At 47.8% G+C, this 18454-nt stretch carries 17 protein-coding genes; 9 read left to right on the plus strand and 8 right to left on the minus strand.

Going from position 1 to position 18454, the window contains the following annotated elements; translation table 11 throughout:
• Window positions 1-136 precede the first annotated feature (136 nt).
• The 7 genes from FT643_RS06890 (at window position 137) to FT643_RS06920 (ending at window position 6343) form a co-directional block, all read left to right on the plus strand.
• Complete coding sequence (locus FT643_RS06890) at window positions 137-1177, plus strand: RHS repeat domain-containing protein (RefSeq protein WP_317621963.1); 1041 nt, start codon at window positions 137-139, stop codon at window positions 1175-1177.
• Window positions 1178-1188: 11 nt separating this feature from the next.
• Window positions 1189-1509, plus strand: a complete 321-nt coding sequence (locus FT643_RS06895) for a hypothetical protein (protein ID WP_156870601.1) — start codon at window positions 1189-1191, stop codon at window positions 1507-1509.
• Between the two features lie 92 nt (window positions 1510-1601).
• Window positions 1602-2483: an RHS repeat domain-containing protein gene (locus FT643_RS06900; RefSeq protein WP_317621964.1), complete on the plus strand. Its 882-nt coding sequence runs from the start codon at window positions 1602-1604 to the stop codon at window positions 2481-2483.
• On the plus strand, window positions 2476-2694 hold the full coding sequence (locus FT643_RS06905) for a hypothetical protein (protein ID WP_198043379.1): 219 nt from the start codon (window positions 2476-2478) through the stop codon (window positions 2692-2694). The genes FT643_RS06900 and FT643_RS06905 overlap by 8 nt, the downstream gene beginning before the upstream one ends.
• A gap of 525 nt (window positions 2695-3219) precedes the next feature.
• Window positions 3220-3525 (plus strand): hypothetical protein, encoded by a 306-nt coding sequence (locus FT643_RS06910; RefSeq protein WP_156870607.1) that lies wholly within the window; start codon window positions 3220-3222, stop codon window positions 3523-3525.
• A gap of 229 nt (window positions 3526-3754) precedes the next feature.
• Window positions 3755-4282, plus strand: a complete 528-nt coding sequence (locus tag FT643_RS06915) for a hypothetical protein (protein ID WP_156870609.1) — start codon at window positions 3755-3757, stop codon at window positions 4280-4282.
• A gap of 204 nt (window positions 4283-4486) precedes the next feature.
• On the plus strand, window positions 4487-6343 hold the full coding sequence (locus tag FT643_RS06920; protein WP_156870611.1) for an ankyrin repeat domain-containing protein: 1857 nt from the start codon (window positions 4487-4489) through the stop codon (window positions 6341-6343).
• A gap of 23 nt (window positions 6344-6366) precedes the next feature.
• Here the strand turns inward: FT643_RS06920 and FT643_RS06925 are convergent, their stop codons facing one another.
• From FT643_RS06925 to FT643_RS06960, 8 genes are all read right to left on the minus strand, one after another.
• Window positions 6367-7416, minus strand: coding sequence for an aldo/keto reductase (locus FT643_RS06925; RefSeq protein ID WP_156870614.1), 1050 nt, complete (start codon window positions 7414-7416; stop codon window positions 6367-6369).
• 162 nt (window positions 7417-7578) lie between these two features.
• Entirely contained in the window at window positions 7579-7824 is a 246-nt protein-coding gene (locus FT643_RS24005) for a protein NO VEIN domain-containing protein (RefSeq protein WP_411267800.1), read from the minus strand.
• Window positions 7825-8020: 196 nt separating this feature from the next.
• A complete protein-coding gene (locus FT643_RS06935) occupies window positions 8021-8509 on the minus strand; it encodes a 3'-5' exonuclease (RefSeq protein WP_156870616.1) in 489 nt (162 codons plus the stop codon).
• Window positions 8510-8643: 134 nt separating this feature from the next.
• Window positions 8644-9555, minus strand: a complete 912-nt coding sequence (locus FT643_RS06940) for an ADP-ribosylglycohydrolase family protein (protein ID WP_156870618.1) — start codon at window positions 9553-9555, stop codon at window positions 8644-8646.
• Window positions 9556-9673: 118 nt separating this feature from the next.
• Window positions 9674-11371 carry a tetratricopeptide repeat protein gene (locus FT643_RS06945; RefSeq protein WP_156870620.1) on the minus strand — a complete coding sequence of 566 codons (1698 nt, stop codon included), beginning with the start codon at window positions 11369-11371 and terminating at the stop codon, window positions 9674-9676.
• A gap of 26 nt (window positions 11372-11397) precedes the next feature.
• Complete coding sequence (locus tag FT643_RS06950) at window positions 11398-12099, minus strand: DUF1266 domain-containing protein (RefSeq protein WP_198043380.1); 702 nt, start codon at window positions 12097-12099, stop codon at window positions 11398-11400.
• A 191-nt stretch (window positions 12100-12290) separates the two neighbouring features.
• On the minus strand, window positions 12291-12743 hold the full coding sequence (locus FT643_RS06955) for a type 2 periplasmic-binding domain-containing protein (protein ID WP_156870624.1): 453 nt from the start codon (window positions 12741-12743) through the stop codon (window positions 12291-12293).
• Entirely contained in the window at window positions 12743-13981 is a 1239-nt protein-coding gene (locus FT643_RS06960) for a hypothetical protein (RefSeq protein WP_198043381.1), read from the minus strand. The genes FT643_RS06955 and FT643_RS06960 overlap by 1 nt, the downstream gene beginning before the upstream one ends.
• A 133-nt stretch (window positions 13982-14114) precedes the next feature.
• Here FT643_RS06960 and FT643_RS06965 point away from each other — a divergent pair, with 133 nt between their 5' ends.
• Both FT643_RS06965 and FT643_RS06970 read left to right on the plus strand, forming a co-directional pair.
• The gene (locus tag FT643_RS06965; RefSeq protein ID WP_156870628.1) at window positions 14115-15923 is read left to right on the plus strand and encodes a response regulator; all 1809 of its coding nucleotides are present in this window, start codon (window positions 14115-14117) and stop codon (window positions 15921-15923) included.
• A 372-nt stretch (window positions 15924-16295) separates the two neighbouring features.
• Entirely contained in the window at window positions 16296-18434 is a 2139-nt protein-coding gene (locus tag FT643_RS06970; RefSeq protein ID WP_156870630.1) for a serine/threonine protein kinase, read from the plus strand.
• Window positions 18435-18454 lie beyond the last annotated feature (20 nt).

Below are 18454 nucleotides of genomic sequence, written 5' to 3' on the forward strand. Positions count from 1 at the left end.
CGCGTCTGGGTCGTGTAAAAAATAGAGGGGTTAGAATGTCGGGGTTCACACTCTTTAACAGCCAGAGGCCATCAGGGGTGCAGGCGTATTTATACGACCGGTTGCGTCAGGGAAAGCATTCTTGTGGAACGGGGATGTGTTGCTGAGTGAGAAGCGGGGGCACAAAGAAAAGCTCTACCTATATGAGCCGAATAGCTTTAAGCCGTTGGCGTTTGTGGAAAACAACCAGTGCTACTTCTATCACCTGGACCATCTGGGCACGCCGCAGGAACTGACGGATTGGGAAGGCCAGGTGGTGTGGTCGGTTCGGTACCGCACTTATGGTAGTGTGGTACGCAAGGATGTGGATGCGGTTGAGAATAATCTTAGGTTTCAGGGGCAGTACTGGGATGAAGAGACGGGGTTACATTATAATCGGTTCCGGTATTATGATCCGGGGACTGGGCAGTTTGTTCAGCAGGATCCGATTGGGTTATTGGGTGGGGTTAATTGTTATCAGTATGCGCCGAATCCGGTCTCTTGGATTGATCCATTGGGTATGGTTTGTAAGGAGCGTTTTGATAGATATAAGGTATTAAGAGAGCAAGGGTTTACTGCACAACAGGCCGCTAAGCTCTCCAAAGTTTCACAGTCGAAATATCAAACAACTACAATGCTAGATAAATATTTGGGTGAAGATGATTACAACAACCTCGATCGATGGAATCTGCGAATGAGTCGGGGCACAGAATATTTTGATGATGAACGACTTCTAGATTACGAATTGGACGTGCGTGAAAACCTGATAGTGAATAAAAAAACAGGATTACCCTTTGATTCGAAGGATGGAAGCAATTCTATGTTTGTCATGCATCCTGATGGAAGGATTTTTGCCACCAAGGGCGGCGCCGTAATGGGCAACTTGCATCACTCAAGCTTAGGTCGTGGTAGTCCCGTAGCGGCTGCAGGAGAACTCACAGTTGTTGAAGGCATTTTGTTAGAAGTGAATAATGCGAGCGGCCATTACCGACCAACCCAAAAATTAAACAGCCAATTTTTCAATGAACTTGAAGACAGGGGAATGGATAATAACGTCATTGATAAAGTGTACCGCAGTGGATTTACAAGAGAAGCAGACGACTATAACGATCTTAGAGTCCATCCTGCACCGAATATAGATTTTGACGATTATCAATAATAGGTAGATATATGAATGAAAAAGATATAGTCGAAAATATAGGACATATTCTTTATAACTTTTGCTTTCATAGTGCTTCGAACGTGCGCCCACTTTCAGAAGAAGAAATTCAACTTTTAATAGAACCGAGCGATTATCGAGATATAAGAAGAGAAACATATTGTAAGTGTTTGCTATGGGCGCGTCACCACCCAGAATTTGACTACCAATCTGTTCTCCACGCGAGAACCCATCACAATAATCAGGAAATTTATGATCATCTAATGGCGATGTCCGAGCAACTCGAAAGAAAAGGGATATTTGAAGCGTATTCTAATGAAAAACCAGCTTAGTTCATTGCCCATTGGCGGACGGCACTCAGTGTCACTGCGACACTCTGGGACGAAGATTTCTTGGGAAAACGGAGTTCTTGTGGAACGGGGATGTGCTGCTGAGTGAGAAGTGCGGGCACAAGGAAAAGCTCTACTTATATGAGCCGAATAGCTTTAAGCCGTTGGCGTTTGTGGAAAACAATCAGTGTTACTTCTACCACCTGGACCATCTGGGCACGCCGCAGGAACTGACGGACTGGGAAGGTCGGGTGGTGTGGTCGGTTCGGTACCGCACTTATGGTAGTGTGGTGCGCAAGGATGTGGATACGGTTGAGAATAATCTACGGTTTCAGAGCCAGTATTGGGATGAGGAAACGGGGTTACATTACAATCGGTTTCGGTATTATGATCCGGGGGCGGGGCACTTTGTTCAGCAGGATCCGATTGGGTTATTGGGTGGGGTTAATAATTATCAGTATGCGGCGAATCCGGTGGGTTGGGTTGATCCGTTAGGGTTAACCTCAAAACCTGGGGATTGCCCAAAAACGGAGCAAGAAGATTTAGCAGATGTAGCCATAGTTAGGCAGTTTGAAAACGGATATCAGGAAGGCCATTTCATGGTGGAGGTGAGATCGAACAATGATTCCTTCGCTTCGCACCAAGTGTTCAATACTGATGATAGAAGTAGTACGACCATTTCGTTTGATCCACGCAGCTCTAATTCAGGAACACACATTGCTGAGGCGCAATTCAATCTTCCTAACGCCAAAGCGGCCATAGCATTTCAAGAAAATATGACCGATAAAGAGCTTGGCGTATACGATCCTTTGAAGAATAGTTGTATGTCTCATATTTGCGATGTGCTACAAGCTGGAGGGAATACAAAAGATTATCGGTCGAAAGAAAAATTGGGGCATGCAAGGTTCTTCAAAAAAAATAACATTACTAGAAAAGAAAACGGAAAATCACTACTTTCAGAGTACGATGATGAATAAAAAATTGAATGACGAATTATTAAAAAGATATAAACAAGGAATTGCTGGTGTATGTAATACTCATGGCGAAAGCATATTTTGGTTAGGAGTTGCAAAAAAATTACGTGATCGTATAGATGGCGGTGGCAATGAAGAAAAACTTAATATCGCTGCGATTCTATTGAAGGAAATAGAGCGAGGTAAAAAAATGAAAAAATATATTTTGTTCTAAAATCACAAATTGAATCGAATAACGATTCATTGATTTTTGATCTAGAGCTTAACCCAAATCTATCAGGTGAGTTTGACAAAATAGAAAAATATCTAGATCTCTCTAGGTCTGTTTGTTTGTCTTGTTTATTAGATAATACAAATCTATCTACGTTGGTCGGTCGGGTATACTAAGAGGAAATAATAGTTTAAAACGGGTCAGCCTTACAATAGGTATGAGGGCGTCAAAACTTCTGTGTCTGATAGAGTGCGCTGATGCATAGATTTCAGCATTGTTAATGTAGTTGTCGTTGCTAATTACTCTGGATTTTTGAAGCAAGCGTAAGCGCACAACCACGAACTAACTATCCGTAATCAGCAAAGCTTTGCAGGATTGTTGCCATTAAAATTGAAGTAGCGATTATTAAGCCCGATCCGAAATTCATGACCGCGAAATAACAATATTGGATGAGCCACCCCTTATACTGCTAATGCGAGTAAATCAGTTAACAAAAGAATTCATTATTAACAATAAGGAAGTTGTTTCATGTTTAGCATTTTTGGAGTCATTACAGCCCTTGTAATGACTATCGGAACGATTGCGGCCGCCCGTTTAAAATTAAAAAATACCAATCGGATAATGGCCATAGGTATCCGCGTGACTGCGATTTTGGGAGCAATTTTCATTCCGGCCTTTCTACTTTCGGTATTGAATATTGATTTGTATGTGGCGAATAAAGCGGGTATCTATTTTATTAATATGCTGGTTATTTCACTTCTCATTTTGGGGCTAAAACGTTTTCCGAAAGGGTGTAAAGATCAAAATAAAGTAGTGGAAACTTCGGTAAGTTGAGAAGAAACATAATGTATCGCTACGCTTTTACCATCCTCCAGATCATTTCATTGATCCGGTTCATACACAGGTGAACTTACCCCTGTCCGTGAAATATTCGAGTCAAATTATTTAATCGCGTTCCAGACTAATATATTCTGTTGTCCGCATTTGCATCGCTACTGGAATAGCCAAATAGCGTTAATGCAACGCATTAGCATTTTGATTCGAAAACCACGGAGTTCCCCCTATGAAAAACACCCTTTTGATCTGTTTTCTATCTGGATTAGTTAGTTTGAGTGGATGTGCAACAAAAGTACCCGCGTTCGGCGGGCTCGTGATGGCGGACGGAGAATCCAGAATCGAAATTGCCGAACTATGGGAAGAAGGAAAAGAAGAGTCCATAGAGGGTGAAAAACAAATAAGATATGGTCGAAAACTAGTTGAGAAAGGGCGTTCAGATTTACGCACTGGAGAACAACTCATCGCAGCCGGTAATGTTGAAGTCCAGACGAATCGCCAAGCGTATCAGGCGCTCCACCAGACGGCTACGGGAATTGATTCCGGGCAAGGCGCGCTTGAAAGAGTCAAAAAATTAAAAGAGATTGCAAGCGATTGGGAAGAAGGTGAAGAAAGAATTGCCGATGGCAATAACCTGATTCAACGTGGCAATGAAAAAATCGAAGAAGGTGAAACCCAGATAAGTGAAGGGCAGAAGCTGATTGAGAGTGGACGTGACAAAATGCAGGATGCTGAAAAACGCTATCAGACGAAATAACAATCGAGCCAGCACAGTCAACTTGGTAATCTAACGTGAAAAACGTTACCCGTGTTTCATAACTATAGAATGAACGCGGGTAACGATGGTCATGTCGTGGAGTCTCCATCGTAAAGTGGACCCAGACAATACCTTAAGGCTAAATCATTTTACTTCCGATCAACGACGCTTATTCAAAACAAAAACTATAAATCGAGGCGGATTATGAAGACGATACCCATTGTTATAACGCTGGTCATATTAATGCTCTTTGGGGGAGCTCTATATCTAAATCAGGAATTTCAGGTTTTGCGAGCGGGAGTGCTTTATATAAAAGATAAAGTATCCCAAGAATGTCACCGTGATTACACGCAACTATTAACCGAAATTCACGGGGAACAACAGATCACCCAATACGCTGAACGGGTGCTGCAACGAAAGCAAATCTGTGAAAGAAAAATGGGTAGTGGAAAAGCGATCGAACAACTGCCTCAAGCAACAAAAGAATTTATTCGAGCCCAGATTACGCCTGCCTGGAAAGAGTTATATACACAGGAATTAGTGGAGGTGAACCGTATCTTTGAACTGGAAGGCGGTGAAAAATTGCTATTTCCTGAACGGTTTCCGGCGCTGGAAGTGGAGGATACAGCGCAATTCAGTAATCTGGATCTCGATTACTACCGGCGCTATGCCAGGGAAGTTATAGCGGTTTCTCAGGCGATGATGGATTACTACAATGGCAGTGGAGAAGAGCAAGTAATTGCGAATCAATTGATTCAACGAGTCATCGCTGCCGATGAAAACTATGCTCCCGCTTATGTGGCTTCGGCCCGCCACCTGTTGGCATCCACCTATAGGATCGGTCGTATCTATCGTGACAATGGCCTCAATCGTGCGAAAGTATTGATAAACAAGGCGTTGGAGCTGGATCCGGATTTGGCGGCCGCCCACTCTCTCTTAGCCTATTGGTCATTACAGAATTTCAGTTTGCAGGAAGCACAGAACGAACTCGATCAAACCCGTGCGCTGGATGCCAACGATCCTTGGGTTGAGGTAAACCAAGCTCGACTTTATGGAAAAAGCTTCCTCAATAAAAGGGCAGAGAGTTATCACCATTTTGAGCTGTCTGCACACAATAAGGCATTGCCGTCGCTGCCGCGTGCGATCGCCTATTCCGAACTGGCAGAATTGGAATGCGAAACAGGTAATGTGAAAACAGCGAAAAAGTATTATGCCGAGATGATTAAGTTGCAGCCCAATATCAGTTGGGGCAGAGGTAATTTAATTTCTCGAATCCTGCTCAATTGCGCTGATCCGGTTTGGGCCGAACGAGCGGGCAAAGAGACCCTGACTCTTTTAAATTACGGTCTCGCCAGACAGCATTATGGTTGGGTGTTATTCACTAAAGCGGCACAATTGCACGCCGAAGGTAAGCTTCAGGAGGCGAGATCGGTTTGGCAACAAGCTCTAACGTTAACCGATAGCTACCAGGAATTTTATATCCGTGCGGCAGCATTTAATGATCACAAGCTATTTTTAGTGATATACCACCAGCTACCACAGTTAGCCAACGTAAAGCGGGAGGCGCGGGCGGATCACGGTAAATCCATGCTGCATCTCGCCATCATGAATCAGCGAACGGCCACTGCTCGATGGTTGATAGATCAACGTATATCCATGGATAGCAAAGATGATCAGGGGTTTAATGCAATGCATTTTGCGGCGCAAACCGGGCAGGTGGAGATCATGCCGTTATTAAAAGCGAACGGCGTTGGTATCAATGTTACCGGCGAACCTTCTGGTATGTCGCCCTTGATGCAAGCTATCGAGTATAAGCAAGATGACGCTGCGCTGTGGCTAATGAAAAATGGAGCCGAAATCAATCATTCGACGACATCCGGTTTGACCGTGCTGGGACACGCTGTGACGGTTGGAAACGTTAAGATAGCTGAAGCATTATTGCAGGCCGGTGCGAACAGAGGTGTGATTATATACGATCAATACACGCTACAGCAGGCCGCCGTCGAATTGAAAGACGACGCCATGCTTGCGATGTTGAAACGGTATCCTGGCACCGGTTAATGATTGATGACGACGAGCACCAATCAGAACGGAGTAGGGTATCGTTTTATAACCTCAAGTACGTCTTGTTTCATTGAGTCGGTAAAATCAATATCGAAGGCGTCAATGTCTTCTTGTAATTGGGCCATGGTAGTAGCGCCGATGATCGTCGACGTTACGCCATCAATCCGGTCACACCAAACCAGGGCAAGTTGCGAGGCCGTTATGCCGTGTTTTTTCGCAACGCCCATATAAGCTTCGATGGCGGCAGAAGAGTCGACGGTGTCTCTGAACAATCCATTGCGCTGTGAAATGGTCCAACGACTCCCTGCTGGCCTGGCTCCGTTAAGGTATTTACCGCTAAGCATGCCCCCTGCCAGTGGTGACCAGGGTAGATAGGCGATATTCTCCATAGCGCAGTGTTCGATCAGATAAGGCCAATCTTTTATGTGCAGTAAGTTAAACTCGTTTTGAATCGATACCATGCGTGGCAGATTATGCGCTTGGCTCAGCTTCAGATAGGTGGCAATGCCCCAGGTCGTATCATCAGACAATCCGCAATGACGTATTTTGCCTGCTGCAACACATTCATTCAGTCCTTCCAGGATATCGAGCATACCGACGGTTTCAACTTCGGCGTCGGCATCGGTGAACCTATAGTGATTGGGAAAGTGTTTTCCAAAATGCGGGCTGGTACGGTTGGGCCAGTGCAATTGGTAAAGATCAATATAATCTGTTTGTAATCTTTTCAGGGAGTTATCGACGGCTTCAATAACCGCTTGTCGGCATAACGGCATTCCACCTCGCACCCATGGAAGGCCCGGCGCAATCTTGCTGGCGAGGATGATGTCACTGCGCTTCCCGGCATTGCGTGCTAACCAATTGCCTATGATGGTTTCCGTTTTGCCATAGGATTCAGCATTGGGGGGAATCGAATACATCTCGGCCGTATCAATAAAATTAATGCCTCGGCTGAGCGCATACTCTATCTGTTCGTCTGCGTCTTGCTGTGTGTTCTGCGTGCCCCAGGTCATAGTACCAAGGCAAACTCGGGAAACATTGAGCCCACTACTTCCTAGTGTTGAAAATTTCATAATTCTAAGCCTTTATATTCATGATATAAGAAAGTTGATGATGGCGTGTATGGGGGATGGTACAGGATTTAGGCTATATTGGCAGCCCGTGTAGGGGGTGGTGAAGCGTTAGGGCTCTAGATCAGCTACTTTTTCCTGTAGTAGGAAAGTCTTAATAGTGACTTAATTAAAGCTCGCCTTATAATTCTTTGCTTGCAAATGAACATACTGTTCCACAGCGCCCTGTAAGCGGAATAATCGTGCTTCATTTTTAAAATCATAAACACGATATAGGCAATATTGCTGATTCCATTGCAATGAATAGGCAAGTTCGTTATCAGTAATATAGAAGGGTTGGTACTTTCCACGATTAGTAGTTTTTACTTCAATAAACAGCTCTTCTTCACGCTCTACAGTAAACGATTGAATATCAAATCCGGAACTAAAACGTTAGCCCAATTCAGAATGTGTGGTTGAGCTTCGACTGGAGTGTCGGCGGCGTTCGAAAAAACATCGAGCTCTTGTAGGTTTGCCGCTTTGTGAGAGAGCACTACCTGGTGTAATTGCCTTTGATAGTTGAACGCAGGTTTATAGTCCTTTTGCTGTGATCGGCATAGTGGCAAATTCAACCTATATTAAGCAAGTTGGTTTCAACGGCAGTCAGCTGCTTGGTAAAATAGCCATTCGTGCAGCTGGTAATGAGTAGATTCTGCATAGCTCGAGTCATGGCAATGTACAGTAATCTCACTTCTGTTGCCTTATCGTCATCGTTGCAGCCTTCTCCCACACCCGCCACAATTACGCGGTGAAATTCCAGGCCTTTACTGCTATGCATGGTGAGCAGTGAAACCCGTTGCTTTAGCGGGTCATATTTTGCTTTGCTGGCCTTGTCGTGTGTAAGTAAATAGGGGATTTTGGCTTGTTCCAGGGTTTTCGCGAGACGAACTCCGATCTTGGCTGTCCGATAAACGATAGCGATATCCCGTAATTCACAACCGGCATTGTTCCACTTTTCGATGCAGCGCGCGATGAAGTTAGCTTCCTCTTCGGCTGTGTCAAATTCTCTTACGATAGGGTCGGAACCGTTGACCCCGCCACTCTCTGGTTTGATCATAGGTTGCGCCTTATAAAGCGGCAAATAACGCGAAACCGATTGAAATAGAAGGTAAAATTCATTGAACCACGCACCGGGCAGACGGCGGCGGCAAGAGCCGACGTACTCAGGAAACGTTCACACTTATCTATACATTACGCATGAGAGAGGACAAATCTTTCCTCATACAAGCGATCCGCCAACCGCTCGATTTCATCCTTCATTGCCAACTGACTCACCCACCGCGCAGGAATGCCCTCCACTCCGTAATAGGCTCCGGCCACCTGCCCGACGATGGCAGCGGTGGTATCAGCATCATCGCCCAGATTAGCAGCCCTCAGTACGGCTTCCTCAAAACTATCGGAATGATAAAAACACCACAAAGCCGCTTCCAGTGACCGAACGACGTAGCCTGATCCGACAACGTGCTGAACGGTAAAATGCCGATAGGAAGCCTCAGCCAGACTCTGTACCGTTTCCAGAGTAGATTGGTAGGCGTGGTGCATAAAGATGTCGTCTTTGGTACCGCCGACAAGAGCAGTGCGCAGTTGTGCGGCAAATAAGCGGGCGCACTCGATTGCTTCCTCCGCACCATGAGTGGTTCTGGAGCTTTCACCTGCATAATGGAGTGTGGCTTCAACGTCTTCAACATAGAACATGGGAATAGGCGCCAGGCGCATGATACTGCCATTACCCGCCGAGTGGGCATCTGTACAGCCAGAGAAAGGGTGTTTGGTTTCCAGATAACGATGTAACGCGCTGCGTACGGTGCTGCCGATATCGAAGCATTCGCCGGTACAGCTCATATAGCCCACCCGGTACCAATTACAGTATCGATTCATCTGATCTTCGGGATCAAAACCGTTGCAATGCAGCAGGCTGTGCGCAAGACACAAGGCCATGGAGGTGTCATCCGTCCATTCTCCTGCGTTCAACCGAAACGGGCCGCCTCCAGTCATATCGGTGACGGGTGTGAAGGAATGCCGCGCTTTAAATTCAACGGTTGTGCCTACAGCATCGCCGCATGCAAGTCCCAATAGGGCTCCCCGATATTTTTCCTTATTCATGCCTATTTAATCCTTTTCGCTTTTCCTGCATCAGCATCAAAAGTCGTCTGTATTCTGATAGTAGTAATTTATTGCAACGGCCAAACCCCAATCAATATAAAATACAGTTCCTCAGCATTTAGTCAACTGACTCCCCCGCTACTCTCTCATCCAACAAAAACACAAGATCACGAACCCGCTGATTACCTGGCCAGCCATTCTGCAACACTTCGATATCCTGCTGAGCCATTTCAAATGCCTGCTCCTTGATGAAAAGTTTGGCGCGCTCCAGATGCGCCAGAAAAAAAGGCGTGTCCGCACTCAAGTTGATGGAATCTGAATAGTAACTCAGAGCCTCTTCCTTGCTGCCGTGGCGTAGCTCATAGAAACCATAGAGAAACGCAACAATATAGTTGTAAGAACCCAGGTCCTTGGCTTTATCAAGATAGGGGCGCATCTCTCTTAAGGAACCCTGAAGATAATGGAGGGTTGCAAGACGTTGATGTGGCTGTCCGTCTCGGGGTTGTTGTGTGGCATAAAAACGATAAAAGCGGAAGGTAAATTGAGTTTCATTTTCTGTCAGTTCGCGATGGCCGTACCAAAGCAGATCGTACAATGATTCAGCCATCCAGAATTGATTCATAATATGGTCTGGATCTAATTCGGCCCCCTTCAAAGCGAGTTCGATCGCCCGTTCGTAATGCCCAAGTTTGCGCAGACATTGCGCGATTAAACTAATGAGTTCCACGTTCTGGGTATGGTTGTCAAAGGCGGCCTCCAATAATGCGAGTGCCTGCTTGAATTCATATTGTTTGATTAAATGATTTGCCTGCAAGAACAGGCAGTCCAGATATTGCGGGTCGCTGGAGGCAACTGAGCCAACGAATTGTAAAGCCGCTTCTTCGTAACCGGCATTTAGCATGATTTTGGCAACCTTGATTCGTTGTGAGGTTGTGACTGGTACGACGCCGGTGGTTGCGTGGTTCACAAACTGTTGTGCTAATTGTGTCACTTTGAGTGTGGCCAGTACGTCGTAAGGATAGAGTTGGAGAATCCGATAGTAAGTCTCAAGTGATTGGTAGGTTTCACCGATCCATTCATGTACGAAGGCGGTCGCACGCAAGGCTGAGATATTATTCTCGTCCATTCCGGCAAGTTCAGCAGAAAGAGATCGTATTAATTCAATATCCTGCTCGTCTATGGCTATTTGTAATTTCGTTTCCAGTGCATCCAGATACAAATCCGAATCCGCTGAATAGTATTTAAGAGTCCGCAGAGCATCATCCGTTTGATTCAGCTGTCGGTAGCAACAGGCAATGAACAATGGAGCGCGCACATCATGATCCGGATCATGCAGTGTATGATCCAGATAGAAAGCCGATCGTTCAAACTCTCGTTGCGCCAGTAGTGATTTTCCGGCATAGAATGAAAATCGCGTTCTGGCAACACGGGCTAGTGCGTCGTCACCGGCCTTCTCTGCAACGGTGACCAGTTTTTCATGCAGGTATGCATTCTCCGGATAGGTATGAATGAGCTGATTCAGATATCCGATAGCGTCAGAAAATTGTTCTAACTCCATACAGGCATCGGCTAGCATATTCAAGTAGCTGGCATCGTTGTTGACGTATTCCAAGCGGGCGCTAACCAAATCAATAAAAGCTCGGGAGGCCCGTTGCTCATCGATGTGGACCATCGCGATAATTTTATAGTGAGTCGCCTCCGGGTTTTCTCCGGCAAGAGCGTACTGATAGGCGATCTGGTCATTAACGGCAACCCAACGTTTTTGCTCCACCAGGGATCGCAGTTGTTGCATCCATTCATCAGACGTTTTAGTCATTTGAAATCCTCCTTAGTGAGCTGAATTCAGTGGGCCACATTCGTGGGTATGGTTTCATTTTCAGATAACGATGGCGACCGAAATGGATGCCGAAGCCAGGGGCTTTGCGGATGGGTGAGTAAGTGGTGGGCAGCCAGAAGGTGTTCTTCGCCCTGGGCATCGTCGAGGTTTTTCATTGCGAATTGGCGGCCTATCAAATAGCTATGAGCAAACTGATACCAATTGCAGAACAGCTTTTTTGCCTCTTTGGCATCGGCAAGAATGGTATCCCATGCTTCCTGCTCAGTGATGTGGCCGCAAGTGACCGCCATTCTGGCAAGTAAGATAACGCGGCCCAGATCCCAGGCAATAATGGATTGATTACCCAGAATAAACCGGTAGTGCCAGACCAACGACTCCCGCAGAGCCTGACCCGCGTCATTTTTTTCGAGCCATTGATGGCGCTGCTGCCATTCAGGATACGTGGTAACAGAGAGTCGGCAGTAGATGTCATTGTAAATCACGCGATGACCGTCTGTTCTGAGCCAAGCGACACTTTCCCGATAGGAGTCTGCGTCACTTATGTCCCACCAGCTTTGCAATAATTTGTTATACAGCTGGGGGTCTCCGTAGCTAAGGCGGTCATGGCAAGCGCCGTTCTTTTGCGTGATGATGGCGCTCAGGGCCAATGCCCAAAGCTGTTCGTCGGTGTGTCCTTGGGGGTTGTAGTCCGTGTCCTGTCGGGTCATAGAAACGAATCCGTGTTTTGGCGATTTAGGATATAGACAAGGCCCGCGCAAACAACCCATCCGCGAACCCTTAATTTCATTCTTTATTGCCAGCCGCTTCCAGTGGCCGGACTACGTAGTCGGAATTTGCAACGTGTTGAACAGTAAGCTGCCGATAGTTTGCCCCAGTCAGATTTTGCATTGTGTTAGCGTTAGTGTGAATGCGCTTCTTTCAAAACCATCAGTACCTTTACATCCTTTGTAACGGCATCAAGCCGAACATAGCCAATCGCCGCTGGCTCATCGGCTACCCGTTTAATGGCGTCAGCAGAACTTTTAACCGTGACCGGCAGTTTGCCGCGACCGCTAAATAAATAATACGCCCGATAACGTCGTAACTTATCGTCTTTTAGCTTTACCACTGTGTTGTAAAACGCGATAAAAGCGGGGTGATCGTGGGGCAGGTCAATTGTCAGGATTTCCCGGTGGGTTTCAGGATACAGCGGCATGCGCCCCAAAAAAATCCGCTTCAATTGCTGTTCGGTTAATGCGGGCACCGAATTGTCTTTGTTCACAATCACTGCAATATCGGCAAGGCAACATTGCGGCTGCAGCCAGGTCAGGCAAAGCATCAAAAGCACCACGGTTCCACGAGTCAACGTCATCAAAATACCCAGTCCAGGCTGATGGTGGTCAAAACGGTATGGCTCGGGGGCGCTTCATTGGTGGGTAATATCTGGCCTGAGGTGCCGTCGCTGAAATCGAGTCGTTGCCATTCGGCTTTCAGAGCCAAGTCGGAATAAAAATCCCAGCGTACGCCAAAGGTCCAGGTGTTCTGCCTGTAGTTGCTCAATTGCAGGTAGCGCCCGACCCTGTCACGCACCCGATCCAGTACCTGGAGGCCGGGAATGCCCGGCGGGATCGTGGCATAGGTGGATTTCAGGACCTGAAAGGCTTCTTTATTCAATTCATTGGTGAAACCGCCACGCACAAGGTAAGGGGTCAGGTCGCCGAACCGTTTCTGTGCCGAGATGTACCAGCCATGGGCATCATTGCTGTAGCCTTCATCGGTGTTTTTGATATCAAACACCTCACCCAGGACGGCATATTCGTCCTGCTCCCAACGTAAGCCCAGGGATTGATAGCGGTACCAGGCGTCCTCACTTTCAAGGGAATCCAATATGAACCCCAGTTGTGCATTGGAGGCGGCTAGCTGACGGAAAGCGGGGTCGGAAGGCCGGGGTCCGTTCAGCCGAATATCCGATTGGTCGTATAAAAGACTGTAGCGTAAGGTATAGGGGCCATTTTGAATTTTGATATTGCCACCCACTACGGGCTTCACTTCAATCTTAATGGCGTCCAGCGAGCGCCGCATGGTACCGGCTAAAAATTGCAGGTCGATCGAAGTCTCGTTGTAATCCATAAGATAGGTGATGTCGGCACCGTCGAAATTGCTGAACGGCGCCAGCACGTTTGCATACACATCAATAGGCGGCCGGGCCCAGACGTAGGAGTAGCCGACGTCCAGCGTTTCAGAATACAGATAGTGAGGGGTTCGCAGGCGGCCCGCGCGCAAACGCCAATTGGCATTGAGTTGATAGGCGAGAAACAGCCAGTCCAGTTGGGGTTCAAATGGTTCCTGGTCATCAAAACTGTGGGCGCGGCTCACGGCCTGCATGGTTAAGGTTAAGCGCTCCGCGAGGTTGCCGCTGAGTTGTAAACCCAGCACGGTATCGCCGTCAAAACGCCATTTCTCGTTATCATAGTTAGAATAAGTTAGTCCTGAATGATCCAGCCGTCCTGCGGCCAGAGAGGCGAAACCGGAAAAACGCCATGAGTCTTGTGCCGATGCAGTCGGCGATAGCACCCAGGACAGGAGTAAAGTGGTCAACAGTTTATACATTATGTTGTTTTTCGTTTCAGGTTTTATGGTGTATCCAATCCCGGTGCGAGCTATTCGGGGAAAGCAGTATAGAATGTCGTGATACGGAAAAACAGAAATCAAAGCTCTCAGCGAAACACTCAAGAACCCGGCAATGAATCGAAATTCCAAAATCCGCTTTAATATAATGATGATCGCCGTAATCGGTGGCCTGGCATTTCTGGTCTATCTCACAGTGAATGTGTTTTTAGCCATGGTCAATGGTAAGCGCCTGGACGAATTGCAGCATCGTCATTACCCCATTATTGAAGAGATACGCCAGGTAAAACAAGAGCTGGCTTCGCTGCGGGAAGGTTATGCTGCCACCATTGGCTTGGGTGACCGTATGTTATTGGAAGAAATGGGGCAAATCGAAAGTACCGTACGGCAGCGGCTGAAACACATACAGGAGCTGGAAAACAAGCCGGATTCCCTGCTGCCGCAGACACAGTTGCAGTTCGAACAATACGCCCAGGTCATTTTACGCTTAGCCAATCATGTGATAGACGATCCCGGTAAGCTGGATGGCAGTCAGGATTCCATTCACCACGTGTTAAAGCTCTACGAATCTCTGCTTGCCCAGATCAATCAGTTGCAGCAAGAGCGGCAAACCGCCTACGGTGCGTTACTCAGAACCACCAATGAAGCGGTGAACCAGGCTAATTTATGGGGTGCGGTGCTGGGGGTTCTGGTGATCCTGATTCTGGTGATTTTGGCCTGGACTGTGTCACGCAAGGTGTTGCTTGAAATCAACGAAAGCGATCGCTTGAAACATGAGTTTCTGGCCACTATTTCCCATGAATTGAGAACGCCCATGAATGGCATTATCGGCGCGCAGAGTTTGCTGCGGGAAACGGAGCTGGACGAGCATCAGCAATCCTGGCTTGAAGTCGCCACCAGTTCTTCCAACGGTATGATCCGCGTTATCGATGATTTGTTGCAGTACAGCGAAGTGAGTGCGACTGAGGGTCTGCCGGTGCTGAACGAAATGCGCTTGCGTTCTGTGATTGAAAAAGTACTGGAATCCTATCGTCTGGATTTTATGGACAAGAATCTGTACCTGAACTTTAGGGCCGACCCGATACTGGATGCGTTGATAATCAGTAACGACAATAAAATACGGTTTGTGTTACGGCAGCTATTATCCAATGCACTGAAGTTTACCGAGCGTGGCGGTGTCGAATTGTCTGTTCGCCAAATTGACCACTCAGGCAGCGGTGCTTCGTTTGGTTGGGCAGATACGAGATGGGTCCGAATTCGTGTTTGCGATTCCGGGCCCGGTATCCCGGATCAGCAGTTGGGGAAGATTATTAAACCGTTTACTCAGCTGGATGGCACCTTTTCGCGTCGGCATCAGGGCATGGGGATCGGCTTGGCAACGTGCTCTGCTATTGCACGTTTGCTGGGGGGCGCAATCGATTTGCAGAACCGCGATAGTAGCGGGTTACAGGTTGATTTTGAATTTCCTGTCAGGGTGCTGCAGGAGTCGGTTGCGAAACCGACGGTGGCACCACTGGCCAGGAAGCAGGCTGATGCCAGTAATGAGGCCAGCCAAATCGTCATGATCGTTGAGGATAACGAGACCAGCCTTACGGTGATTAAGGCCTTTTTGAAGAAACTGGGTTTGAATTCGGTTAGCGCAAAAGACGGACTGGAAGCCCTGGATTTGCTGAAAACGCGTCCGGTGGACCTGATTTTGATGGATTGCCAGATGCCGGTCATGGATGGCTTTGAGGCCACTCGGGCCATTCGCAAAATGCCGGCTCCGTTGTGCGATACCTGCATCATTGCCCTTACTGCAAACGCCTCCGCCATGGACAAGCAGTATTGCCTGGACATTGGAATGAGCGACTTCCTGGCGAAGCCGGTGGCGCTAAAAGAGTTAAGGACCATGATTCAGGTGCATCTTTTTCGGGGGGTATAGACCGGCCACCAGATGCGGCTACCGCTGATAGGGGATTCGCGTATAAAATGCCATTATCGATTAATAAGTGGTAAACATAACAACGTCAATTGATAGAGCTGTAAAGAATGCGGTGAATGAGTCTGCGATCCGGTGCGCACGGAGTGCCCGTGGGCGCTTTCAGTTATGCGATTTTACAATTTAATTAGTCCTTAAAAAACAGAATGATAAGGGCTGTTATCCGGCTTTCGCCCGGGACAATCCTTATTTTTACCAAAAAATCGTGTCCTGCAGGCGTTAATATAGCTAGGGTGCAGAGTAAATTTGCTACCATGGGTAACCAGGAGGTAGTTTGCTTGTCAGTGTTGATCGTCATCGGGTAGGTGCTAAAAGATGGTTGTGGATGTTCCAGGCTATAAAATAGTTTCGGAAATCGGAAAGGGTGGAATGGCGACGGTCTTTGTCGCCGTTCAGGAAAGCTTTAATCGAAAAGTAGCGCTCAAGGTCATGGCTACGAGCCTGACCGGCGACCCGGTTTTTGGCGAACGTTTTCTGCGCGAAGCCCGGATTCTTGCCAGCTTGACCCACCGCAATATTGTCTCCGTCTACGATCTAGGCAAGCATGCGGGCTATCCGTATTTCAGCATGGAGTTTTTACCCGGTGGCGACCTCAAGCATCGGCTCCGATCCGGTATCCGTGCTGACAAGGCCGTGCGCATTATTTACGATATGGCTGGCGCCCTCGCCTTCGCTCATTCCAAATCCTATATTCACCGCGATATCAAACCTGAAAACATGTTGTTCCGTGCAGACGGCACCGTGGTGTTAACCGATTTTGGTATAGCCAAGGCCCTGGAAGCGGATACTAATGTCACTTCTGTGGGGGTGGTGGTGGGTTCGCCCCATTACATGAGTCCGGAACAGGCGCTGGCAAAAAAAGTCGACACCCGTTCAGACATCTATAGTTTGGGCGTTGTGATGTATGAGGTTTTGGTCGGCCGGCCCTTGTACGATGCCGGTTCTTCGGTCGCCGCAGCCATCAAGCACATATCTGATCCGATTCCGAAATTGCCCGCCAAGCTCAGTTGTCTGCAGCCGGTGCTGGAAAAGATGGTGGCCAAACATCCTTCCGATCGTTATGCCTCCATGGTGGAAGTGGCACAGGCGCTGGAACCCTATGTGCAGTCCCCTTTCGATACCTGGGAAAGCGTCGGCAGGCGTCCGTTAAACCCGCGTTCGCGCATGATGGTTGAAGATTTGCCGACCATCTCCGATTTTGAATTCCCTTGGAGCGACCGGGATGATACCCCGATTCCCACAGCCATCGCGAAACAAAACTCGCCCTCAGCACCGACCATGTTTGTTAAGCGCACGATGTTCGGCAAAATGCGCATCCGGGTACATCGTACGTTTGCCAGTATCCGCCATCATCTGCGGCCCAACGAAAACAGTGCCGTGCGCCTTAAATTTGCCATGATGCTGGGATTATGCGCGTTGGTCGGCCTGTCGGTGTTTTATGTGTTGGATAATAAATCCTTGTCCAAGGGCTCCGCGTTGCAAATGCGAGCGCAGGAGATTTTTGCCGGCATAAACAAGCCCGGAACCGCTCAACCGGCATCAGGCAACACCGCTGCCGAGCCCCCCGCTGCGGTCGTGGAATCCGGCTCGCCAAAACAGGAGGGCGCAAATTTCAATGCGGATACCGAAGTAGTTGCTGCTACGGCAGGCATTGAATCCAAGGAGACCCGCCCGGTCATCCGCTCTGAGGTGGAATCCGGGGCCGACGCCATGGCGGAAGCAAAAGCGGACGCAAAAGCCGGCGCCCTGCAGCCCGTTGCGGTCAGTGCCATTCCGGCACCTTCGGCGGAGGACAGCCCTGAAATTTACGATCTGATGAATGAAGCCCGTAAAGCAATGTGGGCAGAAAACTGGGCCAAGCCGGCAGGTCGCAGTGCACTGGATTATTACCGTAGAGTGTTGCAGTTGCAGAGCAATCATCCTGGTGGGCTTGCCGGCATTGATATGGTAACCCGTAATATACTGAGCCTTGCCAGCCGCGACCTGAATAACGATCACTTAAGCTCCGCCTACGAGTACGTTCAGCAAGCCAAATCGCTGACCCAAGAGTACGGTTTGTCCGGGGAATTAATGACCCGTGCAGGTGAAATGAGTGAAACCATTGCGCGTATTGAATATCTGGATACGATGGGGAATATTGAACGCTGGGTCACTATTCTGGAAGGGTCGGATTTTCTTACTGTCGATGATTTGAACCAGGCTTATTCTGCTTATATGTCTGTTCTGAACGCCAATATCAATGATGATAAATTGCGGGTAGCAAACGGGGTTTATTCCGACGCATTCTATGAGCTGGGTAAAAAATACTTCAAGCGTAACCAGATGGAAATGTCTCGCGACTTAATTGCAAAAGGATTACAGATCAATCCGCAGCATGAGCAGCTAAGGGATTTGAGTGCGCGTTGGTCCCGCCGCAATAACAATGATGACTATTTTTTGGATAAGCTTTATTAGTTTATCCATTCCAGTCAGGG

This window comes from Ketobacter sp. MCCC 1A13808, from assembly GCF_009746715.1.
Classification (GTDB): domain Bacteria; phylum Pseudomonadota; class Gammaproteobacteria; order Pseudomonadales; family Ketobacteraceae; genus Ketobacter.